Annotated in this window: 34 protein-coding genes and 1 pseudogene; all 35 read left to right on the forward strand. The window is 60.7% G+C overall.

Annotated elements, in window-relative coordinates:
• Positions 1-268, forward strand: a pseudogene (locus VIM12_RS07245) (elongation factor Tu); the annotation flags it as partial.
• An 84-nt stretch (positions 269-352) separates the two neighbouring features.
• On the forward strand, positions 353-664 hold the full coding sequence (gene rpsJ / locus VIM12_RS07250) for a 30S ribosomal protein S10 (protein WP_220809802.1): 312 nt from the start codon (positions 353-355) through the stop codon (positions 662-664).
• A 172-nt stretch (positions 665-836) separates the two neighbouring features.
• The gene (rplC, locus tag VIM12_RS07255; RefSeq protein ID WP_331940947.1) at positions 837-1,493 is read left to right on the forward strand and encodes a 50S ribosomal protein L3; all 657 of its coding nucleotides are present in this window, start codon (positions 837-839) and stop codon (positions 1,491-1,493) included.
• Between the two features lie 3 nt (positions 1,494-1,496).
• Positions 1,497-2,117 (forward strand): 50S ribosomal protein L4, encoded by a 621-nt coding sequence (gene rplD / locus VIM12_RS07260; RefSeq protein WP_331940948.1) that lies wholly within the window; start codon positions 1,497-1,499, stop codon positions 2,115-2,117.
• Positions 2,114-2,431: a 50S ribosomal protein L23 gene (rplW, locus tag VIM12_RS07265; protein ID WP_331940949.1), complete on the forward strand. Its 318-nt coding sequence runs from the start codon at positions 2,114-2,116 to the stop codon at positions 2,429-2,431. The genes rplD and rplW overlap by 4 nt, the downstream gene beginning before the upstream one ends.
• Positions 2,431-3,258 (forward strand): 50S ribosomal protein L2, encoded by an 828-nt coding sequence (rplB, locus tag VIM12_RS07270; RefSeq protein ID WP_331940950.1) that lies wholly within the window; start codon positions 2,431-2,433, stop codon positions 3,256-3,258. Before rplW ends, rplB begins: the two co-directional genes overlap by 1 nt.
• 10 nt (positions 3,259-3,268) lie before the next feature.
• Positions 3,269-3,544, forward strand: coding sequence for a 30S ribosomal protein S19 (rpsS, locus tag VIM12_RS07275; RefSeq protein ID WP_331940951.1), 276 nt, complete (start codon positions 3,269-3,271; stop codon positions 3,542-3,544).
• 8 nt (positions 3,545-3,552) lie between these two features.
• On the forward strand, positions 3,553-3,882 hold the full coding sequence (rplV, locus tag VIM12_RS07280) for a 50S ribosomal protein L22 (RefSeq protein ID WP_331940952.1): 330 nt from the start codon (positions 3,553-3,555) through the stop codon (positions 3,880-3,882).
• A 9-nt stretch (positions 3,883-3,891) separates the two neighbouring features.
• Entirely contained in the window at positions 3,892-4,713 is an 822-nt protein-coding gene (rpsC, locus tag VIM12_RS07285) for a 30S ribosomal protein S3 (protein ID WP_331940953.1), read from the forward strand.
• 2 nt (positions 4,714-4,715) lie between these two features.
• Positions 4,716-5,135, forward strand: coding sequence for a 50S ribosomal protein L16 (gene rplP, locus VIM12_RS07290; RefSeq protein WP_331940954.1), 420 nt, complete (start codon positions 4,716-4,718; stop codon positions 5,133-5,135).
• 12 nt (positions 5,136-5,147) lie between these two features.
• Positions 5,148-5,339 (forward strand): 50S ribosomal protein L29, encoded by a 192-nt coding sequence (rpmC, locus tag VIM12_RS07295; protein ID WP_331940955.1) that lies wholly within the window; start codon positions 5,148-5,150, stop codon positions 5,337-5,339.
• Positions 5,339-5,611, forward strand: coding sequence for a 30S ribosomal protein S17 (rpsQ, locus tag VIM12_RS07300; protein WP_331940956.1), 273 nt, complete (start codon positions 5,339-5,341; stop codon positions 5,609-5,611). The genes rpmC and rpsQ overlap by 1 nt, the downstream gene beginning before the upstream one ends.
• 252 nt (positions 5,612-5,863) lie before the next feature.
• On the forward strand, positions 5,864-6,232 hold the full coding sequence (gene rplN / locus VIM12_RS07305) for a 50S ribosomal protein L14 (RefSeq protein ID WP_220809813.1): 369 nt from the start codon (positions 5,864-5,866) through the stop codon (positions 6,230-6,232).
• A 9-nt stretch (positions 6,233-6,241) separates the two neighbouring features.
• Positions 6,242-6,556, forward strand: coding sequence for a 50S ribosomal protein L24 (gene rplX / locus VIM12_RS07310; RefSeq protein ID WP_331940957.1), 315 nt, complete (start codon positions 6,242-6,244; stop codon positions 6,554-6,556).
• 5 nt (positions 6,557-6,561) lie between these two features.
• The gene (rplE, locus tag VIM12_RS07315) at positions 6,562-7,101 is read left to right on the forward strand and encodes a 50S ribosomal protein L5 (RefSeq protein WP_331940958.1); all 540 of its coding nucleotides are present in this window, start codon (positions 6,562-6,564) and stop codon (positions 7,099-7,101) included.
• 7 nt (positions 7,102-7,108) lie between these two features.
• Entirely contained in the window at positions 7,109-7,414 is a 306-nt protein-coding gene (gene rpsN / locus VIM12_RS07320) for a 30S ribosomal protein S14 (protein ID WP_194724363.1), read from the forward strand.
• A gap of 14 nt (positions 7,415-7,428) precedes the next feature.
• Positions 7,429-7,824: a 30S ribosomal protein S8 gene (gene rpsH, locus VIM12_RS07325; RefSeq protein WP_331940959.1), complete on the forward strand. Its 396-nt coding sequence runs from the start codon at positions 7,429-7,431 to the stop codon at positions 7,822-7,824.
• 10 nt (positions 7,825-7,834) lie between these two features.
• Positions 7,835-8,368 (forward strand): 50S ribosomal protein L6, encoded by a 534-nt coding sequence (gene rplF / locus VIM12_RS07330; RefSeq protein WP_331940960.1) that lies wholly within the window; start codon positions 7,835-7,837, stop codon positions 8,366-8,368.
• An 11-nt stretch (positions 8,369-8,379) separates the two neighbouring features.
• Complete coding sequence (gene rplR, locus VIM12_RS07335) at positions 8,380-8,742, forward strand: 50S ribosomal protein L18 (RefSeq protein WP_331940961.1); 363 nt, start codon at positions 8,380-8,382, stop codon at positions 8,740-8,742.
• 12 nt (positions 8,743-8,754) lie between these two features.
• Positions 8,755-9,276 (forward strand): 30S ribosomal protein S5, encoded by a 522-nt coding sequence (gene rpsE / locus VIM12_RS07340; protein WP_331940962.1) that lies wholly within the window; start codon positions 8,755-8,757, stop codon positions 9,274-9,276.
• A gap of 10 nt (positions 9,277-9,286) precedes the next feature.
• On the forward strand, positions 9,287-9,466 hold the full coding sequence (rpmD, locus tag VIM12_RS07345) for a 50S ribosomal protein L30 (RefSeq protein ID WP_088710696.1): 180 nt from the start codon (positions 9,287-9,289) through the stop codon (positions 9,464-9,466).
• Positions 9,467-9,493: 27 nt separating this feature from the next.
• Positions 9,494-9,925: a 50S ribosomal protein L15 gene (rplO, locus tag VIM12_RS07350; RefSeq protein ID WP_331940963.1), complete on the forward strand. Its 432-nt coding sequence runs from the start codon at positions 9,494-9,496 to the stop codon at positions 9,923-9,925.
• Positions 9,926-9,950: 25 nt separating this feature from the next.
• Positions 9,951-11,282: a preprotein translocase subunit SecY gene (gene secY, locus VIM12_RS07355; RefSeq protein ID WP_331940964.1), complete on the forward strand. Its 1,332-nt coding sequence runs from the start codon at positions 9,951-9,953 to the stop codon at positions 11,280-11,282.
• Between the two features lie 33 nt (positions 11,283-11,315).
• A complete protein-coding gene (gene infA / locus VIM12_RS07360; RefSeq protein ID WP_005663428.1) occupies positions 11,316-11,534 on the forward strand; it encodes a translation initiation factor IF-1 in 219 nt (72 codons plus the stop codon).
• Positions 11,535-11,566: 32 nt separating this feature from the next.
• Positions 11,567-11,680 carry a 50S ribosomal protein L36 gene (gene rpmJ, locus VIM12_RS07365; protein WP_014004415.1) on the forward strand — a complete coding sequence of 38 codons (114 nt, stop codon included), beginning with the start codon at positions 11,567-11,569 and terminating at the stop codon, positions 11,678-11,680.
• Between the two features lie 27 nt (positions 11,681-11,707).
• Positions 11,708-12,073, forward strand: a complete 366-nt coding sequence (rpsM, locus tag VIM12_RS07370; protein ID WP_331940965.1) for a 30S ribosomal protein S13 — start codon at positions 11,708-11,710, stop codon at positions 12,071-12,073.
• A gap of 42 nt (positions 12,074-12,115) precedes the next feature.
• Positions 12,116-12,520, forward strand: coding sequence for a 30S ribosomal protein S11 (gene rpsK, locus VIM12_RS07375; RefSeq protein ID WP_331940966.1), 405 nt, complete (start codon positions 12,116-12,118; stop codon positions 12,518-12,520).
• A 159-nt stretch (positions 12,521-12,679) separates the two neighbouring features.
• Entirely contained in the window at positions 12,680-13,303 is a 624-nt protein-coding gene (gene rpsD / locus VIM12_RS07380; RefSeq protein WP_331940967.1) for a 30S ribosomal protein S4, read from the forward strand.
• Positions 13,304-13,405: 102 nt separating this feature from the next.
• The gene (locus VIM12_RS07385; protein ID WP_331940968.1) at positions 13,406-14,383 is read left to right on the forward strand and encodes a DNA-directed RNA polymerase subunit alpha; all 978 of its coding nucleotides are present in this window, start codon (positions 13,406-13,408) and stop codon (positions 14,381-14,383) included.
• A gap of 151 nt (positions 14,384-14,534) precedes the next feature.
• Positions 14,535-14,930: a 50S ribosomal protein L17 gene (rplQ, locus tag VIM12_RS07390; RefSeq protein ID WP_331940969.1), complete on the forward strand. Its 396-nt coding sequence runs from the start codon at positions 14,535-14,537 to the stop codon at positions 14,928-14,930.
• Between the two features lie 105 nt (positions 14,931-15,035).
• Complete coding sequence (locus tag VIM12_RS07395; RefSeq protein WP_331940970.1) at positions 15,036-15,968, forward strand: ATP-binding cassette domain-containing protein; 933 nt, start codon at positions 15,036-15,038, stop codon at positions 15,966-15,968.
• A gap of 24 nt (positions 15,969-15,992) precedes the next feature.
• Positions 15,993-16,778: an ABC transporter permease gene (locus VIM12_RS07400; protein WP_331940971.1), complete on the forward strand. Its 786-nt coding sequence runs from the start codon at positions 15,993-15,995 to the stop codon at positions 16,776-16,778.
• Between the two features lie 14 nt (positions 16,779-16,792).
• Complete coding sequence (gene cutA / locus VIM12_RS07405; protein ID WP_331940972.1) at positions 16,793-17,125, forward strand: divalent-cation tolerance protein CutA; 333 nt, start codon at positions 16,793-16,795, stop codon at positions 17,123-17,125.
• A complete protein-coding gene (dsbD, locus tag VIM12_RS07410) occupies positions 17,118-18,863 on the forward strand; it encodes a protein-disulfide reductase DsbD (RefSeq protein WP_414691765.1) in 1,746 nt (581 codons plus the stop codon). Before cutA ends, dsbD begins: the two co-directional genes overlap by 8 nt.
• 102 nt (positions 18,864-18,965) lie before the next feature.
• Positions 18,966-19,604 carry a peroxiredoxin gene (locus VIM12_RS07415; RefSeq protein ID WP_331940974.1) on the forward strand — a complete coding sequence of 213 codons (639 nt, stop codon included), beginning with the start codon at positions 18,966-18,968 and terminating at the stop codon, positions 19,602-19,604.
• Positions 19,605-19,606: the final 2 nt, after the last annotated feature.

Below are 19,606 nucleotides of genomic sequence, written 5' to 3' on the forward strand. Positions count from 1 at the left end.
CGGCGAGATCTACGTGCTGTCGAAGGATGAAGGCGGTCGTCACACCCCGTTCTTCAACAACTACCGTCCGCAGTTCTACTTCCGTACGACGGACGTGACCGGCGCGATCGAGCTGCCGGCCGACAAGGAAATGGTGATGCCTGGCGATAACGTGTCGATCACGGTGAAGCTGATCAACCCGATCGCGATGGAAGAAGGTCTGCGCTTCGCTATCCGTGAAGGTGGCCGTACTGTCGGCGCCGGCGTTGTCGCCAAGATCATCGAGTAATTGGCTGCAGGATTTATCTCCGCTCTTTGTTGAATATCGCCGCGGGCGCCCCCGCCCGCGGCTCGCTCTTTTTAAGGACTTGCCATGCAAAACCAGAAAATCCGCATCCGCCTCAAGGCATTCGACTACCGCCTGATCGACCAGTCCGCACTGGAGATCGTCGAGACCGCGAAGCGCACCGGCGCAGTCGTCAAGGGACCAGTTCCCCTGCCGACCCGCATCCAGCGTTTCGACATCCTGCGTTCGCCGCACGTCAACAAGACTTCGCGCGACCAGTTCGAAATCCGCACCCACCAGCGCCTGATGGACATCGTCGACCCGACCGACAAGACGGTTGACGCGCTGATGAAGCTGGACCTGCCGGCCGGCGTGGACGTCGAAATCAAACTGCAATAATCCCGTCGTTGTGAACCCGCACATACCACAATTTCTGTTAGTAGTGGTTGTGGTGTGAAAAAACGCGGGTTATAATGCTCGGCTTCGGTATTGGCACGGATTCTCCGTGCCAATACGTTTTAGTTGTACAAACATCAGCCCCGCCCAATCGCAGGCGGGAATGGAGAAAACAATGACCCTCGGCCTTGTTGGTCGCAAGGTTGGCATGATGCGCATCTTCACGGATGACGGCGATTCGATCCCCGTAACCGTGCTCGACGTGTCGAACAACCGCGTGACGCAAATCAAAACTGACGAAACAGACGGCTACACTTCTGTTCAGGTCACCTACGGTCAGCGCCGTGCTTCCCGCGTCAACAAAGCGGCAGCCGGCCACCTCGCAAAAGCGGGCGTGGAAGCTGGTACCGTCCTCAAAGAATTCCGTATCGATGCAGCGAAGGCAGCCGAGCTCAAGGCTGGCGAAGTCATTGCCGTCAGCATCTTCGAGGCAGGCCAGAAGGTGGACGTGCAGGGCGTGTCCATCGGTAAGGGCTACGCCGGTACGATCAAGCGCTACAACTTCGGTTCCGGTCGCGCGACCCACGGTAACTCCCGTTCGCACAACGTGCCGGGTTCCATCGGTATGGCGCAGGATCCGGGCCGCGTATTCCCGGGTAAGCGCATGACGGGTCACATGGGTGACGTCACCACCACCGTGCAGAATCTGGAAATCGCGCGCGTCGACGCCGATCGCCAGCTGATCATGGTGAAGGGTGCGGTGCCCGGTGCGAAGAACGGTCAGGTGATCGTTCGTCCCGCAGTCAAAGTCAAAGCAAAGAAGGGAGCGTAATCGATGGACCTCCAGCTCCTGAATGACCAGGGCCAAGCAGCTTCGAACGTCACCGCGCCGGACACCATCTTCGGCCGTGACTACAACGAAGCGCTGATCCACCAGGTCGTGGTTGCCTACCAGGCAAATGCCCGCAGCGGCAACCGCAAGCAGAAAGACCGTGAAGAAGTCAGCCACACGACCAAGAAGCCGTGGCGCCAGAAAGGTACCGGCCGTGCTCGTGCAGGTATGTCCTCCTCCCCGCTGTGGCGCGGAGGCGGTCGCATCTTCCCGAACAGCCCGGACGAAAACTTCTCGCACAAGGTCAACAAGAAGATGTATCGCGCAGGCATCTGCTCGATCCTCTCCCAGTTGGCACGCGAAGGCCGTCTGTCGGTGGTCGAGAACATCTCGGTCGACGCGCCCAAGACCAAGCTGCTGGCGCAAAAGCTGAAAGGCATGGGACTCGAGTCCGTGCTGGTAATTACCGACAACCTCGACGAAAACCTGTTGCTCGCTTCGCGCAATCTGCCGAACGTGCTGATCGTCGAGCCGCGTCATGCCGATCCCGTATCCCTGGTGTTCTACAAGAAGGTCCTGATCACCAAGCCGGCATTGGCAAAGATTGAGGAGATGCTGGCATGAGCGCGACTGTGAAGCACAGCGAAGAACGTCTGATGAAAGTGCTGCTCGCTCCGGTTATCTCGGAGAAGGCCACCTTCGTCGCCGAAAAAAACGAGCAGGTTGTTTTCCGTGTCGCCCCTGACGCAACGAAGCCGGAAATCAAGGCGGCAGTGGAGTTGCTGTTCAAGGTGGAAGTGGATTCCGTGCAGGTCGTGAACCGCCAGGGCAAGCAAAAGCGTGCCGGCCGTTTCGTGGGCCGCCGTAACCACACCCGTCAGGCATATGTGTGCCTGAAGCCGGGCCAGGAAATCAACTTCACCGAGGAGGCTAAATAATGGCACTCGTGAAAATGAAACCGACGTCGGCAGGCCGCCGCGGCATGGTCAAGGTCGTCAGTCCCGACCTGTACAAGGGCCGTCCGCTCGCCTCGCTCGTCGAGAAGAAGTCCAAGACCGCAGGCCGTAACAACAACGGCCATATTACCACCCGTCATATTGGCGGCGGTCACAAGCAGCACTACCGCGTTGTCGACTTCCGTCGCAACAAGGACGGCATCCCGGCCAAGGTCGAGCGCATCGAGTACGACCCGAACCGCACCGCCCATATCGCCCTGCTGTGCTATGCCGACGGTGAGCGTCAGTACATCATTGCTCCCAAGGGCATCGCGGTCGGCGACCAGCTGATGAACGGCGCAGAAGCGACGATCAAGGCAGGCAACTGCCTGCCGATCCGCAATATCCCGGTCGGCACGACGATGCATTGCGTCGAGATGTTGCCTGGCAAGGGCGCGCAGATCGCACGTACTGCCGGCGCCGCTGTCGTGCTGATGGCTCGCGAGGGTACGTACGCTCAGGTCCGTCTGCGTTCCGGCGAAGTGCGCCGCGTGCACATCGAGTGCCGCGCCACGATCGGCGAGGTCGGCAATGGTGAACACAACCTCCGTAAGATCGGCAAGGCTGGTGCAATGCGCTGGCGTGGTGTCCGTCCGACGGTTCGCGGCGTCGTGATGAACCCGATCGACCACCCGCACGGCGGCGGCGAAGGCCGTACTGCTGCAGGTCGTCACCCGGTTTCGCCGTGGGGCCAGCAGACCAAGGGCAAGAAGACGCGTAGCAACAAGCGCACGACTTCGATGATCGTCTCGCGCCGTGGTAAGAAATAAGGGGTAACACATGACACGTTCATTGAAAAAAGGGCCGTTCTGTGACGCCCACCTGATCAAGAAGGTCGAAGCTGCGCAAGCGACTAAGGACAAAAAGCCGATCAAGACCTGGTCGCGCCGTTCCACGATCCTGCCGGACTTCATCGGATTGACGATCGCAGTGCATAACGGCAAGCAGCACGTGCCGGTCTATGTGTCCGAAAACATGGTTGGTCACAAGCTCGGCGAATTCGCGCTGACCCGGACGTTCAAGGGTCACGCCGCTGACAAGAAGGCTAAGAAATAAGGTCCGATATGGAAACTAAAGCTTCCCTGCGTGGCGCGCGCCTGTCGGCCCAAAAAGGCCGACTGGTCGCCGACCTGATCCGCGGTAAACAAGTTGATCAGGCGTTGAATATCCTGGCCTTCAGCCCGAAAAAGGGCGCGGTCATCATCAAGCAAGTTTTGGAGTCCGCAATTGCGAACGCCGAGCACAACGATGGTGCGGATATCGACGAACTGAAAGTCAAGACGATCTATGTCGAAAAGGGCACTGTCCTGAAGCGCTTCATCGCGCGTGCAAAGGGCCGTGGCGATCGCTTCTCGAAGCAAACCTGTCACATCTACGTGACTGTCGGTAACTAAGGAGTCACGATGGGACAGAAAATTCATCCGACCGGTTTCCGTCTTTCGGTGACGCGTAACTGGGGTTCGCGCTGGTATGCAGGCAATGGCAACTTTGCCTCCATGCTGAACGAGGACCTCAACGTTCGCACTTACCTGAAGAAGAAACTGAAGAACGCTTCGGTTGGCCGCATCCTCATCGAGCGTCCGGCGAAGAACGCCCGCATCACGATTTTCAGCTCCCGTCCGGGTGTTGTGATCGGCAAGAAGGGCGAGGACATCGAGATCCTGAAGTCCGAGCTGACCAAGCTGATGGGCGTGCCGGTACACGTGAACATCGAAGAAATCCGCAAGCCGGAAGTCGATGCGCAGCTGATTGCCGATTCGATCGCCCAGCAGCTCGAAAAGCGGATCATGTTCCGCCGCGCGATGAAGCGTGCGATGCAGAACGCGATGCGTCTTGGCGCCCAGGGCATCAAGATCATGTCGTCCGGCCGTCTGAACGGCATCGAAATCGCTCGCAAGGAATGGTATCGCGAAGGCCGCGTGCCTCTGCACACCCTGCGCGCTGACATCGACTACGGTTTCGGCGAAGCGGAAACGACCTACGGCATCATCGGCATCAAGGTCTGGGTTTACAAGGGCGATCGCCTCGCAAGCGGCGAAGCACCGACCATCGAGACTCCGGCAGAAGACGACAAGAAGCGTCGTGGTCCGCGTCGTGACGATGGCAAGCCTGGTGGCCGTCCTCGTCCGAGGGGTGCCGAAGGAACGTCCACTCCGGCTGCCAAGCGCGTTCGTGCCTCCGCCCCGACGAAGAGCGCTGCACCGGCTGAGAAAGCAGGAGAATAACCATGCTGCAACCAGCACGCAGAAAATATCGCAAGGAACAGAAGGGCCGCAACAAGGGCATTTCGCACGAGCGCGGCACCGCCGTCTCGTTCGGCGAGTACGGCCTGAAAGCGGTCGGTCGCGGCCGTATCACGGCACGCCAGATCGAAGCGGCTCGTCGTGCAATGACCCGTCACATCAAGCGTGGCGGCCGAATCTGGATCCGTATCTTCCCGGACAAGCCGATTTCGAACAAGCCTGCCGAAGTTCGTATGGGTAACGGCAAGGGCAATCCGGAATACTACGTGGCTGAAATCCAGCCGGGTAAGGTGCTGTACGAGATGGATGGCGTCGACGAGACGCTGGCCCGCGAGGCGTTCCGCCTGGCCGCTGCCAAGCTGCCGCTGGCGACCACCTTCGTGCTCCGCCAAGTCGGCCAATAACAGGAGTGAAACATGAAAGCATCTGAACTCCGCGGCAAGGATCAGGACGCTCTGCAAAAGGAGCTCAACGAGTTGCTGAAGGCGCAATTCGGTCTGCGCATGCAAATCGCGACGCAGCAGCTGAACAACACCGCGCAACTCAAGAAGGTACGCCGCGACATCGCGCGCGTGAAGACCGTCATGAACCAGAAGGACGCCAAATAATGACCGATCAAGCAAAACAGGCGCTCAAGCGCACCCTGGTTGGCAAGGTCGTCTCCGACAAGATGGACAAGACGGTAACCGTCCTCGTCGAGCGTCGCGTCAAGCATCCGCTGTACGGCAAGATCGTCGTCCGCTCGAACAAGTACCATGCGCACGACGAGGCAAACCAGGCGAAAGAAGGCGATACCGTCGAGATCCAGGAAGGTCGCCCGATCTCCAAGACGAAGGCATGGACTGTCACCCGCGTGGTGCAGGTCGCGCAGATCGTCTAAATCAGTAGTTGCGAGCCCGGCGTTTTGGTGACATAATGCCGGGCTTGGTTCTCGCAAAGTCGTTTTGCGAGAATCCTGTTTGCAGTACCCTGCAGTTCGAAAAATTCGCGTAGAGGCAAATCTGCGCTCCAGTAGTTTTTGTAACCGTCCACCTAATCGGCGTGGCTTAGCTCTAAGTCGGCTGACAGGACCAAGACTGACCGCGGGCCCGCATTGGGCGGATGTGCGGATTAAGTTGGGAAAGAAAATACTATGATTCAGACTGAAAGCCGGCTCGAAGTAGCCGACAACACGGGTGCGCGTGAAGTCCTGTGCATTAAGGTGCTTGGTGGTTCCAAGCGCCGTTACGCCAGCATCGGCGACATCATCAAGGTAACGGTGAAGGACGCTGCGCCGCGTGGTCGTGTCAAGAAGGGCGAGATCTACAACGCCGTGGTCGTGCGCACCGCGAAGGGTGTGCGTCGCCAGGATGGCTCGCTGGTCAAGTTCGACGGCAATGCCGCCGTGCTGCTGAATAACAAGCTTGAGCCGATCGGCACCCGTATCTTCGGGCCGGTCACTCGCGAGCTGCGTACCGAGCGTTTCATGAAGATCGTTTCGCTCGCGCCTGAAGTTCTGTAAGGAGTCGTCATGGATAAGATTCGGAAAAACGACGAAGTCATCGTCCTGACCGGTAAAGACAAGGGCAAGCGCGGTGTTGTGCAGCAGCGCGTTGATGCCGAGCACGTCGTCGTCGAAGGTATCAACGTCGCCAAGAAGGCAGTGCGTCCGAACCCGATGACCGGTGCAACTGGCGGTATCGTCGACAAGGCGATGCCTATTCACGTGTCCAACGTTGCATTGTTCAATGCGGCGACTGGCAAGGCAGATCGCGTGGGCGTGAAGCTCGTGGACGGCAAGAAGGTCCGCGTGTACAAGTCCAACGGCGAAGTCGTTAAGGTGTAAGCATCATGGCCCGTCTCCAACAATTCTACAAAGATAAAGTCGTCTCCGATCTGACCAGCAAGTTTGGTTACAAGTCGGTGATGGAAGTGCCGCGCCTGACAAAGATCACCCTGAATATGGGGCTGTCGGAAGCCGTTGCGGACAAGAAGATCATTGAACACGCTGTCGGCGACCTGACCAAGATCGCAGGTCAGAAGCCAGTCGTGACGAAGGCTCGCAAGGCAATCGCCGGCTTCAAGATTCGCGAAGGCTACCCGATCGGTTGCATGGTGACCCTGCGTGGCGCTCGCATGTACGAGTTCCTGGATCGCCTGATCACCGTCGCGCTGCCGCGCGTTCGTGACTTCCGTGGCGTGTCCGGTCGTGCGTTCGACGGTCGCGGCAACTACAACATCGGTGTGAAAGAGCAGATCATTTTCCCCGAGATCGAGTACGACAAGATCGACGCGCTGCGTGGCATGAACATCAGCATCACCACGACTGCGAAGACCGACGATGAGGCGAAAGCACTCCTCGCCGCATTTAAATTCCCGTTCAGAAACTGAGGCTGCCATGGCAAAACTGGCACTGATTAACCGTGAACAAAAGCGCGCCGACCTGGTGAAGAAATACGCAGGCAAGCGCGCCGAGTTGAAGGCAATCATCGACGACCAAACGAAATCGGAAGAAGAGCGCTACGAAGCGCGCCTGAAGCTGCAGGCGCTGCCGCGCAACGCGAACCCGACCCGTCAGCGCAACCGTTGCGCAATGACCGGACGTCCGCGCGGCACCTTCCGCAAGTTCGGTTTGGCCCGTACCAAGATCCGTGAAATCGCCATGCGCGGCGAGATCCCGGGTGTGACTAAAGCTAGCTGGTAATAGGAGAACACGGTATGAGTATGAGCGATCCTATCGCCGATATGCTGACCCGCATTCGCAACGCCCAGGGCGTGCAAAAGACGACGGTCATCATGCCGTCGTCCAAGGTCAAAGTGGCCATTGCCAACGTCCTCAAGGACGAGGGCTACATTGAAGATTACGCAGTGACGGAAGCCGAAGGCAAGGCCGAGCTCAAGATCGGTCTGAAGTACTACGCCGGCCGTCCGGTTATCGAGCGCCTTGAGCGCGTGTCCCGTCCGGGCCTGCGCATTTACAAGGGCAAGAACGATATCCCGAACGTGATGAACGGCCTTGGTGTGGCAATCGTGTCCACGCCGAAGGGTGTGATGACGGACCGCAAAGCGCGCGCAACCGGTGTCGGTGGCGAAGTGATTTGCTACGTGGCCTAAGGAGTGCAAGATGTCTCGTGTAGGTAAGATGCCAATCGCACTTCCGGCTGGTCTGGAAGTGACGATTGCCGCTGACAGGATTTCTGTCAAGGGTCCGTTGGGCACCCTGTCCATGCCGCTGAACGGCCTGGTCAAAGTCGTCAACGAAAACAACACGCTGCTGTTCACGCCTGCGGACGAGTCCCGTGAAGCTAACGCGATGTCCGGTACGCTGCGCGCGCTGGTCAACAACATGGTCGTCGGTGTCAGCAAGGGTTTCGAAAAGAAGCTGTCTCTGGTTGGCGTCGGTTTCCGTGCCCAGGCTCAGGGCGAAAGCCTTAACCTTTCGCTCGGCTACTCGCATCCCGTCGTTCACAAGATGCCTGCCGGCGTCAAGTGCGCAACGCCCAGCCAGACCGAGATCGTGATCTCCGGTGCAGACAAGCAGAAGGTCGGCCAGACCGCTGCGGAAATCCGTGCCTACCGCGAACCCGAACCCTACAAGGGCAAGGGCGTCCGTTATGCGGACGAAGTGGTGGTCATCAAAGAAACCAAGAAGAAATAAAGGGGCTGACGATGGACAAGAAACAATCCCGTCTGCGTCGTGCTACGCAAACCCGTGCGAAGATCGCGGAACTGAAGGTGAACCGCCTGGCGGTGCATCGCACGAACCTGCACATCTACGCAAACATCATCAGCCCGGACGCGAAGATTCTCGCTTCTGCCTCCACGCTGGAAGCCGAAGTGCGCCAGGAGCTGGCTGGCAAGACCGGCAAGGGTGGCAACGCTGCCGCTGCTGCGCTGGTTGGCAAGCGCGTCGCAGAGAAGGCACTGAAGGCCGGTATCTCCGAAGTCGCATTCGACCGTTCCGGCTTCCGCTATCACGGTCGCGTCAAGGCAGTCGCCGACGCTGCACGCGAAGCCGGTCTGAAGTTCTAAGGAAGAATTGTCATGGCAAAAATGCAAGGTAAGCCGCAACAAAGCGAAGAGCGCGACGACGGCATGCGCGAGAAGATGATCGCGGTCAACCGTGTGACCAAGGTGGTCAAGGGTGGCCGTATCATGGGTTTCGCAGCACTGACCGTGGTTGGTGACGGCGACGGCCGCATCGGCATGGGCAAGGGCAAGTCGAAAGAAGTGCCGGTGGCCGTGCAGAAGGCGATGGAAGAAGCACGCCGCAAGATGATCAAGGTGTCGCTCAAGAACGGCACGCTGCAGCACACCGTCACCGGCCAGCACGGCGCGTCGAAGGTGATGATCTCGCCGGCCAAGGATGGTACCGGTGTGATCGCCGGCGGCCCGATGCGCGCGATTTTCGAAGTGATGGGCGTGACGAACGTGGTGGCGAAGTCCTATGGTTCGACCAACCCGTACAACATGGTCCGTGCAACGATCGACGGCCTGTCGAAGATGAATACGCCGTCCGAGATTGCTGCCAAGCGCGGCAAGTCGGTCGAAGAAATTCTTGGTTGAGGTGATCCGAATGGCAAACACAATCAAAGTGAAGCTGGTGAAGGGCCTGATCGGCACTCGCCAGGACCATCGCGCCACCGTTCGTGGTCTCGGCCTGCGTCGTGTCAACTCGGTTTCCGAGCTCCAGGACACGCCGGCAGTCCGCGGCATGATCAACAAGGTTGCGTATCTCGTTAAGGTTGTCTCGTAAGCCGCGGCTTGCGAAACGGAGTAAATCATGGAATTGAACAATATCCATCCGGCAGAAGGCGCCAAGCACGCCAAGCGTCGCGTCGGCCGAGGTATCGGTTCCGGCCTGGGCAAGACTGCAGGCCGTGGCCACAAGGGTCAGAAGTCGCGTTCCGGTGGCTTCCACAAGGTCGGTTTCGAAGGCGGTCAGATGCCGCTGCAGCGCCGCCTGCCGAAGCGTGGCTTCAAGTCGATGGCGACCCCGTACAAGGCGGAAGTGCGTCTGGGTGACCTGGAGACGCTGCCGGTCGCAGAGATCGACATGCTCGCACTGAAGCAGGCTGGCCTGGTACATGAGCTGGCGCGCAGCGTCCGCATCATCAAGGCAGGCGACATCAGCAAGAAGGTGACGGTCAAGGGCCTGGTTGCGACCAAGGGTGCCAAGGCTGCCATCGAAGCCGCAGGTGGTTCGGTTGCTTAAGCAGCCGGTTCGTTCGGAGCGTTAATTGGCGACATCTCCGCAACTCGCTAAGAGTGCAGCAAGCGGTTTCCCGTGGGGCCGCTTGTGGTTCCTGTTGGCAGCACTGGTTGTCTATCGCATCGGTGCGCACATTCCGGTGCCGGGCATCGACCCCGACCAGCTCGCAGAGCTGTTCCGGCAGAACCAGGGCGGCATCCTGGGCATGTTCAACATGTTCTCGGGCGGCGCGCTGTCCCGCTTTACGATTTTCGCGCTGGGGATCATGCCTTACATCTCGGCGTCGATCATCATGCAGCTGATGACGGTCGTATCGCCGCAGCTGGAAGCGCTGAAGAAGGAAGGCGAAGCAGGTCGCCGCAAGATCACCCAGTACACCCGCTACGGCACGCTCGTTCTGGCGCTGTTCCAGGGCCTGGGTATCGCAGTGGCGCTGGAATCGCAGCCGGGGCTGGTGATTGATCCGGGTACGGCTTTCCGCTTCACGACAGTGGTGACGCTGGTGACGGGCACGATGTTCCTGATGTGGCTCGGCGAGCAGATTACCGAGCGTGGACTGGGTAACGGCATCTCGATCATCATTTTCGCTGGTATCGCAGCTGGCTTGCCCAGCGCGCTCGGCGGCTTGTTCGAGCTGGTCCGGACGGGTTCGATGAATGCATTGTCGGCGATCCTGATCTGCGTGATCGTGGCAGCGGTGACCTACCTCGTGGTGTTCATCGAGCGCGGTCAGCGCAAGATCCTGGTGAACTATGCGAAGCGTCAGGTCGGCAACAAGGTCTATGGCGGCCAGAGCAGCCACCTGCCCTTGAAGCTGAACATGGCAGGCGTGATCCCGCCGATCTTTGCATCGTCGATCATCCTGTTCCCGGCGACGATCACGAGCTGGTTCACCTCCGGCGACGCGACAAATGGATTCGTGCGGTTCCTGAAGGACCTCGCAGCATCACTGGCCCCCGGTGAGCCGATTCATGCTCTGCTGTATGCAATTGCCATTGTTTTCTTCTGCTTCTTCTACACCGCGCTGGTGTTCAACAGCAAGGAAACAGCGGACAACCTGAAAAAGAGCGGCGCGTTCGTTCCGGGCATCCGTCCGGGCGAACAGACGGCGCGGTACATCGACAAGATCCTGATGCGCCTGACCCTGGTCGGTGCACTCTACATCACGCTGGTGTGCCTGTTGCCGGAGTTCCTGATTGCCCGCTGGCAGGTGCCGTTTTACTTTGGCGGAACTTCGCTGCTGATCATCGTTGTCGTAACGATGGACTTCATGGCCCAGGTGCAGAACTACGTGATGTCGCAGCAGTATGAGTCGCTGCTTCGTAAGGCGAATTTCAAGGGCGGTGTGCCGATGCGCTGAGGCGGTCGGCGCCTAGAAGAACGAGCAGAACGAATGGCAAAAGACGACGTAATTCAGATGCAGGGTGAGATTCTGGAGAATCTTCCGAATGCGACATTTCGAGTCAAGCTGGAAAACGGGCATGTGGTTCTCGGACACATCTCCGGCAAGATGCGGATGAACTACATCCGCATCCTCCCTGGGGACAAGGTGACGGTGGAATTGACACCCTATGATTTGAGCCGGGCACGCATCGTGTTCCGTACCAAGTAAGAGTAACTAGAACTGGAAGAAAGAGGGCAAAAATGAAAGTGCTCGCATCAGTGAAGCGGATCTGCCGCAACTGTAAGATCATCAAGCGCAAGGGCGTAGTCCGTGTTATCTGCACGGAGCCGCGTCATAAGCAGCGCCAAGGTTAATTAACGTTATTGATCGAGGAATAACGAATGGCACGTATTGCAGGGGTCAACATCCCCAACCACCAACACACCGTTATCGGTCTGACCGCGATTTTCGGCATCGGACGCCCGCGCGCCCAGCAGATTTGCACGGACACGGGTGTGCCGACCAACAAGAAGGTCAAGGATCTCGACGATAACGAGCTGGAACGTCTGCGCGACGCGGTCGGCAAGTTCGTGGTCGAGGGTGACCTGCGTCGTGAAGTGTCGATGAACATCAAGCGCCTGATGGACCTCGGTTCGTACCGCGGCCTGCGTCATCGCAAGGGCCTGCCGGTTCGCGGCCAGCGTACCCGCACCAATGCGCGTACCCGCAAGGGACCGCGCAAGGCAGCGCAGTCGCTGAAGAAATAATCCCGCACCGTTTGATTCGCAGTCGGATTCAAGGAAAACATCATGGCAAAAGCCCCGAATAACGCCGCAGCAGCACGCGCGCGGAAGAAAGTTAAGAAGAACGTTGCGGAAGGCGTCGCGCACATCCACGCTTCGTTCAACAACACCATCATCACCATCACCGACCGTCAGGGCAATGCACTGTCCTGGGCGACGTCCGGTGGTGCAGGCTTCAAGGGTTCGCGCAAATCGACGCCGTTCGCCGCCCAGGTCGCTGCTGAAGCGGCAGGCAAGGTTGCGGTCGAGTATGGCGTGAAGAACCTGGAAGTGCGTATCAAGGGCCCGGGTCCGGGACGCGAGTCCGCCGTGCGCGCGCTCAACAACCTTGGTATCAAGATCACACTGATCCAGGACGTGACCCCGGTTCCGCACAACGGCTGCCGTCCGCCGAAGCGCCGCCGCATCTAAGCGCCGCTTGCTGTTTTTGCAGTAAAACAGCCCGCCAGCAACTTGGCGGGTTTTGTTCTTAAGACCACCGTCCGACCGTAGGTCGATCGGACTAGCGCCTGGCAGGTCAAGTATCGCAAGCGGACCTGATCGGGGCGTCATTTATAAAAGGAAATCAACGTGGCACGTTATATCGGACCCAAAGCAAAACTCTCCCGCCGTGAAGGCACCGACCTGTTCCTGAAGAGCACCCGTCGCTCGCTGGACTCCAAGTGCAAGCTCGACTCCAAGCCGGGCCAGCATGGCCGCACTTCGGGCGCCCGCACCTCGGACTACGGCAACCAGCTGCGTGAAAAGCAGAAGGTCAAGCGCATGTACGGCATCCTCGAGCGCCAGTTCCGCCGCTACTTCGCGGAAGCGGACCGCATCAAGGGCAACACCGGTGAGAACCTGCTGAAGCTGCTCGAGTCCCGCCTCGACAACGTCGCCTACCGGATGGGCTTCGGCTCGACCCGCGCAGAAGCGCGCCAGATGGTCAGCCACAAGGCGTTCACCGTGAACGGCGTGGTCGTCAACATCGCTTCCTACCAGGTCAAGGCGGGCGACGTCGTCGCCGTGCGTGAGAAGGCCAAGAAGCAGGCCCGCATCATTGAAGCGCTGTCGCTGGCAGAGCAGGGCGGCTTCCCGAGCTGGGTTGCCGTGGACAGCAAGAAGATGGAAGGCACGTTCAAGGCCATGCCGGATCGCTCCGAGATCGCCAACGACGTCAACGAGTCGCTGATCGTCGAATTGTATTCGCGTTAATCCGCCATTCCCCGCCCGCCTCGTCGTCGACGTGGCGGGTTTCTTTGTAATGCCATCAGCCTTATCGGTGTAACGAGCCGAGGGTATTGAAAAGGACATTTCATGCAAAACAGCCTGTTGAAACCCCGTATTATCGAAGTCGAGGCACTCGGCGCCGGCCACGCCAAAGTCGTGATGGAACCGTTCGAGCGTGGCTATGGCCACACGCTGGGCAACGCCCTGCGCCGCGTCCTGCTGTCGTCGATGGTTGGCTATGCGCCGACCGAAGTGACGATTGCAGGCGTCGTGCACGAGTACTCGTCGCTGGACGGCGTGCAGGAAGACGTGGTCGACATGCTGCTGAACCTCAAGGGCGTGGTGTTCAAGCTCCACAACCGCGACGAGGTGACGCTTTCCCTGAAGAAGGAAGGCGAAGGCGCCGTCCTTGCGTCCGACATCGACCTGCCGCACGACGTCGAGCTGATCAACCCGGATCACGTGATCGCTCACCTGACCGCCGGTGGCAAGCTGGACATGCAGATCAAGGTGGAAAAGGGCCGCGGCTATGTGCCGGGCAATGTGCGCCGGCTGTCGGAAGACGCAAACAAGACCATCGGCCGCATCATCCTTGATGCATCGTTCTCGCCGGTTCGCCGCGTTTCCTATGCAGTGGAATCCGCGCGCGTCGAGCAGCGTACCGACCTCGACAAGCTGGTGATGAACATCGAGACCAACGGCGTGATTTCGCCGGAAGAGGCGATCCGCCAGTCGGCCCGCGTGCTGGTCGACCAGCTCAATGTGTTCGCCGCTCTGGAAGGCACCGAGGCTGCTGCTGAAGCGCCGTCCCGCGCACCGGCAGTGGACCCGATCCTGCTGCGTCCGGTCGACGATCTCGAACTCACCGTGCGTTCCGCGAACTGCCTGAAAGCCGAGAACATCTACTATATCGGCGATCTGATCCAGCGCAGCGAGAACGAACTGCTGAAGACGCCGAACCTCGGCCGCAAGTCCCTGAACGAGATCAAGGAAGTGCTGGCCTCCCGAGGCCTCACCCTGGGCATGAAGCTCGAAAACTGGCCGCCGGCCGGCCTGGAGAAGTAATACCGGCGGGAGCGGTTATAATGCCGCTCCCGTCGTGCTGAGCACGACCGCTCTTGTTGCACCATCGTTACCGTATGTCACCGGCCCGCGGCAGGCGAATGCCCGCCGATAGAAGAGCTGGACTGAAAACTCAAAACTGAAAGGAAATACCATGCGTCACCGTCACGGCCTCCGCAAACTGAACCGCACCTCGTCGCACCGCCTCGCCATGCTGCGCAACATGACCGTTTCCCTGCTGCGCCACGAAGCGATCAAGACCACCCTGCCGAAGGCCAAGGAACTGCGCCGCGTCGTCGAGCCTATCCTCACCCTGGGCAAGACCGACAACCTGTCGAACAAGCGCCTCGCTTTCTCCCGCCTGCGCGACCGCGAAATCGTCGGCAAGCTGTTCTCCGAACTCGGTCCGCGCTATGCCAACCGCAACGGCGGTTACCTGCGTATCCTGAAGATGGGCTTCCGCCAGGGCGACAATGCGCCGATGGCCTTCGTCGAACTCGTCGACCGTCCGGAAATCAGCGACGCGTCGGAAGTTCCGAGCGCCGAGTAATCCGGCGAGCGGCACCAGAAAGCCAGGCATTGCCTGGCTTTTTTGCTTTCTGAGCCGTGCGTCACGTTGTGGCAAGATACTGCCTTTGCAGACACCCCATCCCGCATGAGCGACCCCGCCATCCTGTTCGTGAAAGACCTGCGCAAGTGGTATGGCGACGGCGCCTCCAGAACGACGGTGGTGGACGGCCTGTCGTTCTCCTTGCAGCGTGGCGAATGCTACGGCCTGCTGGGGCCGAACGGCGCCGGCAAGACGACGACACTGCGGCTTTGTCTCGGGCTTACCGCGCCGGACCAGGGTGAAATCGCGCTCGCCGGGATGCGCGTGCCGCAGCAGGCGCGCGCCGCGCGCCTGAAGGTGGGCGTAGTGCCGCAGGCGGACAACCTCGATCCCGACTTCACCGTGGCCGAGAACCTGATGGTGTTCGGGCGCTATTTCGGCTTGCGCGACGAGTGGATTGCGCGGCGCATCCCCGACCTGCTGGAGTTCGCCAGTCTCGCCGGGAAGAAGGATGCCCACATCGGCGAACTGTCGGGCGGCATGAAGCGGCGGCTGACGCTGGCGCGTGCGCTCGTCAACGATCCCGACCTGATCTTCATGGATGAACCGACGACGGGCCTGGACCCGCAGGCGCGCCACCTGATCTGGGAACGTCTCAAGCGCCTGACCGCACAGGGGAAGACAATCCTGCTGACGACCCATTTCATGGACGAGGCCGAGCGGCTGTGCGACCGCCTGGCGGTCATCGACCACGGGCGGATGATTGCCGAGGGCGCACCACGCGACCTCATCGGGCAACATATCGAGGCGGAGGTGGTCGAAGTGTACGGAGAGAATGCCGACGCCTGGGCTGCCAAGGAAGGACGGGGCCGCTCCGCCAGGCTGGAGATGAGCGGGGAAACCGTGTTTTGCTACACCAATGACGCGCGTCCGCTGCTGGCCAGCCTGCACCAGGCCGCTGGCGTGCGCTACCTGCATCGGCCGGCCAATCTGGAAGACCTGTTCCTGAAGCTGACCGGACGCGAGATGCGCGACTGAACGGGACCGGAAAGGGGAGTCGAGATGCGCGCCGCCGTCTATGCGATGCCGGAATTTTCATTGCGCTTCCTGCCGATATGGAAGCGGAACTTCCTGGTCTGGAGGAAGCTGGCCGCCGCCAGCGTCCTAGGCAACATCGCCGAGCCGCTGATCACGCTCGTCGCGTTCGGATACGGCCTCGGCAGCCTGCTGCAGACCGTGAACGGCATTCCCTACATTCAATTCCTCGCCTCGGGATCGATCTGCATGTCGGTGATGATGGCGGCGTCCTTCGAAACCCTGTACTCGGCGTTCTCCCGGATGCACGTCCAGAAGACCTGGGATGCGCTGCTGAATGCACCGCTGTCGCTGGACGACGTGGTCCTGGCGGAGATGCTGTGGGCGGCGACCAAGTCGATGTTCTCGGGGATCGCCATCCTGCTGGTGATCCTCGTGCTGGGTATCGGCTGGCATCCGCACACCCTGCTGGTCCTGCCGCTGTTGTTCCTGATCGGCGCCACGTTCGCTTCGCTCGGCCTGATCGTGAACGCACTCGCGCGCGGCTATGATTTCTTCACCTACTATTTCACGCTGGCCGTGACGCCGATGATCTTCGTCGCGGGCGTCTACTATCCCACCGCGCAATTGCCGCCGTGGCTGCAGGCTATCAGTGCAAAGCTGCCGTTGACCGCGGCAGTGGATCTGATCCGGCCGCTGCTGCTTGGCGGCTGGCCTGACGCTCCTGTGGCGAACGTCGCCGTGCTGGTGGCCTACTGCGCCGCCGGCTTCTATGTCGCCAGCGTCCTGACCCGGCGGCGACTCCTCAAATGAAGGAAGGACAAGCGATGGAACAGGCACTGCTGGTGATCTCCAACCTGCCCGACAAGCAGGAAGCCGAAAGGGTGGCGCGCGCACTGGTGGAACAGCGCGTGGCCGCATGCGTGAACATCCTGCCTGCGGTACGATCCGTCTACCGCTGGCAGGGTGCGATCGAGGACGCGGACGAAGTAACCATCTTCATCAAGACCGACGCCGCGCGCTACGCGGAACTGGAAGCCGCCCTCGCGCAGGTGCACCCCTATGCGGTGCCGGAAGTAATCGCCGTGCCGGTCGCCGCCGGCTTGCCCGCCTATCTTCACTGGATAGCGGATGAAACCAAAAAGGACCTGGATGTATAAGCTGTACTTCCCGGGCGGCAGGCTGGCCTTTGCCCTTTGCCTGTCGCTGTTCGCACTCCTGGCTGCGTCCCTCGCCACGGCGGACGACTTTCTTCCGCCGGAGAAGGCGTTCCGCTTTTCCGCGCGCATGGTCGATCCCGGACACGCCGAACTCACCTGGCGTATCGCCGACGGGTACTACATGTACCGCGAGCGCTTTGCCTTCTCGGCGGAGGGCGCGACATTGGGAGAGCCGGCGATCCCGGCCGGCAAGGTGAAATACGATGACACCTTCCAGAAGGATGTCGAAACCCATCGCGGCACGCTCGCCGTCGTCGTCCCGGTGAAGGCGGACGGCCCCTTTACCCTGGTCGCCACCAGCCAGGGTTGCGCGGACGAGGGCTTGTGCTATCCGCCGCAGCGATCCCGCGTCAGCCTGTCGCCCGCAGGGGACGGCCAGGCGGCAATGGGCGCCGGAGGTTTTGCGGCGGACGCCGAGATGGGCCGCATCGAGGCCTCGCTGCAAAGCGGGCGTCTGCTGGCGATCCTGCCGCTGTTCCTCCTGCTCGGCATCGGCCTTTCATTCACACCCTGCGTATTGCCCATGGTGCCTATCCTGTCGTCGATCATCATCGGCGACGGCCCGCAGGCCGGCCGCATGCGCGGCCTGCTGCTGTCCGTGTCCTACTCCATGGGCATGGCGCTGGTCTACACCGCGCTCGGCGTTGCCGCCGGCCTGGTCGGCGAAGGACTGGCGGCGGCCCTGCAAAGCCCTCCGCTGCTGGCGGCCTTCGCCCTCCTGATGGCGCTGCTGTCCCTGTCCATGTTCGGCGTGTACGAGTTGCAGGTGCCGGCGGCGATCCAGTCGCGCCTGGCCCAGGCATCCGGCAAGCGCTCGGCCGGCAAGCTGGCCGGCGTATTTGGCATGGGCGCGATATCAGCCCTGATCGTCGGACCCTGCGTCGCCGCACCGCTGGCCGGCGCGCTGCTCTACATCAGCCAGACCCGCGACGTTCTGGTCGGGGGAAGTGCACTGTTCGCAATGGCCGTCGGCATGAGCGTGCCGCTGATCCTGGTCGGCGTCTCCGCCGGCACCTTGCTGCCCAGGGCCGGCGCCTGGATGGAATCGGTGAAGGTCTTCTTTGGCGTGCTGATGCTTGCGCTGGCCCTGTGGATCGTCAGCCCGGTCGTGCCGCCCTGGGCGGTGATGCTGGGCTGGGGCATGCTGGGGGCCGGTTATGGCATCCGCCTGCTCGCCGTCCGACCGGCAGGGCTGCCCGCGCGGATCGCCGGCCTGCTGTTCGCCGCCGTCGGCGCGATGCAGCTTGCCGGCGCCGGCACCGGCGGCCAGGACCCGCTTGCGCCGCTCGCCCACTTGCGCGAAGGCGGCGCCCATGCAACCGCGTTCCAGCGCGTTGCGTCGGTTGCGGAACTGGATGCAGCAATCCTGAAGGCCGCCGGCAAGCCGGTCATGCTCGATTTTTACGCCGACTGGTGCGTCTCCTGCAAGGAAATGGAGAAGTTCACGTTTTCCGACCCAAGGGTTAGTGCCCACTTCAGCGATATGGTACTGCTTCAGGCGGACGTCACGGACAACAATGAAGACGACAAGGCGCTGCTCAAGCGCTTCCGCCTGTTCGGTCCGCCGGGCATCATCTTCTACGACCGTCAGGGTCGTGAGATTCCCGGCGGCAGGGTGATTGGCTACCAGGACGCCGAGAAATTCTCGCAGGTGCTCGAACTGGTCAGGCAGTTCTAGGTTTTATAACGCAGGCGGTATAACCAACTGACAACTCTGTCTTTGGCGCTGCCGTCGGCGAGCGCTATATTGGATGTTCGAAAACTTTATCGGGAGACGGACATGACCCTACGCCTGGGAGACACTGCACCAGACTTCGAACAGGATTCCTCGATCGGACGCCTGCGGTTCCATGAATGGGCAGGTGATTCGTGGGTGGTCCTGTTCTCCCATCCCGCCGATTTCACGCCGGTGTGCACGACCGAGCTGGGACTGACCGCCAAGCTCAAGCCCGAGTTCGACAAGCGCAACGTCAAGGCCATCGCCCTGTCGGTCGACCCGGCAGACAAGCATCTCGGCTGGATCAAGGACATCGAAGAGACGCAGAAGACCGTGGTCGGCTTCCCCATCGTCGCCGACGCGGACAGGACCGTCGCACAGCTGTACGACATGATCCATCCGAACCAGTCGGAGACCATGACAGTGCGCTCGCTATTCGTCATCGACCCGAAGAAGAAGGTCCGCCTCATCATCACCTACCCGATGAGCACCGGGCGCAACTTCGATGAAGTGCTGCGGGTCATCGACGCATTGCAGCTGACCGACGGCCATACCGTCGCCACACCGGGTAACTGGCGCGACGGCGACGACGTGATCATCCCGCTCAGCGTGCAGGACGAGGAAGTGATCCGGCAAAAATATCCGAAGGGCTACACCGCCCCGCGCCCCTACCTGCGCATCACCCCGCAGCCGAACAAGTAGGC

Origin of the sequence: Noviherbaspirillum sp. (assembly GCF_036563305.1) — a bacterium.
Classification (GTDB): Bacteria; Pseudomonadota; Gammaproteobacteria; order Burkholderiales; family Burkholderiaceae_D; genus Noviherbaspirillum.

Excerpts from the sequence above, each read along its gene's own strand:
- rpsJ (WP_220809802.1), top strand. The coding sequence starts at position 353 with ATGCAAAACCAGAAAATCCGCATCCGCCTCAAGGCATTCGACTACCGC.
- rplC (WP_331940947.1), top strand. The coding sequence starts at position 837 with ATGACCCTCGGCCTTGTTGGTCGCAAGGTTGGCATGATGCGCATCTTC.
- rplD (WP_331940948.1), top strand. The coding sequence starts at position 1,497 with ATGGACCTCCAGCTCCTGAATGACCAGGGCCAAGCAGCTTCGAACGTC.
- rplW (WP_331940949.1), top strand. The coding sequence starts at position 2,114 with ATGAGCGCGACTGTGAAGCACAGCGAAGAACGTCTGATGAAAGTGCTG.
- rplB (WP_331940950.1), top strand. The coding sequence starts at position 2,431 with ATGGCACTCGTGAAAATGAAACCGACGTCGGCAGGCCGCCGCGGCATG.
- rpsS (WP_331940951.1), top strand. The coding sequence starts at position 3,269 with ATGACACGTTCATTGAAAAAAGGGCCGTTCTGTGACGCCCACCTGATC.
- rplV (WP_331940952.1), top strand. The coding sequence starts at position 3,553 with ATGGAAACTAAAGCTTCCCTGCGTGGCGCGCGCCTGTCGGCCCAAAAA.
- rpsC (WP_331940953.1), top strand. The coding sequence starts at position 3,892 with ATGGGACAGAAAATTCATCCGACCGGTTTCCGTCTTTCGGTGACGCGT.
- rplP (WP_331940954.1), top strand. The coding sequence starts at position 4,716 with ATGCTGCAACCAGCACGCAGAAAATATCGCAAGGAACAGAAGGGCCGC.
- rpmC (WP_331940955.1), top strand. The coding sequence starts at position 5,148 with ATGAAAGCATCTGAACTCCGCGGCAAGGATCAGGACGCTCTGCAAAAG.
- rpsQ (WP_331940956.1), top strand. The coding sequence starts at position 5,339 with ATGACCGATCAAGCAAAACAGGCGCTCAAGCGCACCCTGGTTGGCAAG.
- rplN (WP_220809813.1), top strand. The coding sequence starts at position 5,864 with ATGATTCAGACTGAAAGCCGGCTCGAAGTAGCCGACAACACGGGTGCG.
- rplX (WP_331940957.1), top strand. The coding sequence starts at position 6,242 with ATGGATAAGATTCGGAAAAACGACGAAGTCATCGTCCTGACCGGTAAA.
- rplE (WP_331940958.1), top strand. The coding sequence starts at position 6,562 with ATGGCCCGTCTCCAACAATTCTACAAAGATAAAGTCGTCTCCGATCTG.
- rpsN (WP_194724363.1), top strand. The coding sequence starts at position 7,109 with ATGGCAAAACTGGCACTGATTAACCGTGAACAAAAGCGCGCCGACCTG.
- rpsH (WP_331940959.1), top strand. The coding sequence starts at position 7,429 with ATGAGTATGAGCGATCCTATCGCCGATATGCTGACCCGCATTCGCAAC.
- rplF (WP_331940960.1), top strand. The coding sequence starts at position 7,835 with ATGTCTCGTGTAGGTAAGATGCCAATCGCACTTCCGGCTGGTCTGGAA.
- rplR (WP_331940961.1), top strand. The coding sequence starts at position 8,380 with ATGGACAAGAAACAATCCCGTCTGCGTCGTGCTACGCAAACCCGTGCG.
- rpsE (WP_331940962.1), top strand. The coding sequence starts at position 8,755 with ATGGCAAAAATGCAAGGTAAGCCGCAACAAAGCGAAGAGCGCGACGAC.
- rpmD (WP_088710696.1), top strand. The coding sequence starts at position 9,287 with ATGGCAAACACAATCAAAGTGAAGCTGGTGAAGGGCCTGATCGGCACT.
- rplO (WP_331940963.1), top strand. The coding sequence starts at position 9,494 with ATGGAATTGAACAATATCCATCCGGCAGAAGGCGCCAAGCACGCCAAG.
- infA (WP_005663428.1), top strand. The coding sequence starts at position 11,316 with ATGGCAAAAGACGACGTAATTCAGATGCAGGGTGAGATTCTGGAGAAT.
- rpmJ (WP_014004415.1), top strand. The coding sequence starts at position 11,567 with ATGAAAGTGCTCGCATCAGTGAAGCGGATCTGCCGCAACTGTAAGATC.
- rpsM (WP_331940965.1), top strand. The coding sequence starts at position 11,708 with ATGGCACGTATTGCAGGGGTCAACATCCCCAACCACCAACACACCGTT.
- rpsK (WP_331940966.1), top strand. The coding sequence starts at position 12,116 with ATGGCAAAAGCCCCGAATAACGCCGCAGCAGCACGCGCGCGGAAGAAA.
- VIM12_RS07385 (WP_331940968.1), top strand. The coding sequence starts at position 13,406 with ATGCAAAACAGCCTGTTGAAACCCCGTATTATCGAAGTCGAGGCACTC.
- rplQ (WP_331940969.1), top strand. The coding sequence starts at position 14,535 with ATGCGTCACCGTCACGGCCTCCGCAAACTGAACCGCACCTCGTCGCAC.
- VIM12_RS07395 (WP_331940970.1), top strand. The coding sequence starts at position 15,036 with ATGAGCGACCCCGCCATCCTGTTCGTGAAAGACCTGCGCAAGTGGTAT.
- VIM12_RS07400 (WP_331940971.1), top strand. The coding sequence starts at position 15,993 with ATGCGCGCCGCCGTCTATGCGATGCCGGAATTTTCATTGCGCTTCCTG.
- cutA (WP_331940972.1), top strand. The coding sequence starts at position 16,793 with ATGGAACAGGCACTGCTGGTGATCTCCAACCTGCCCGACAAGCAGGAA.
- dsbD (WP_414691765.1), top strand. The coding sequence starts at position 17,118 with ATGTATAAGCTGTACTTCCCGGGCGGCAGGCTGGCCTTTGCCCTTTGC.
- VIM12_RS07415 (WP_331940974.1), top strand. The coding sequence starts at position 18,966 with ATGACCCTACGCCTGGGAGACACTGCACCAGACTTCGAACAGGATTCC.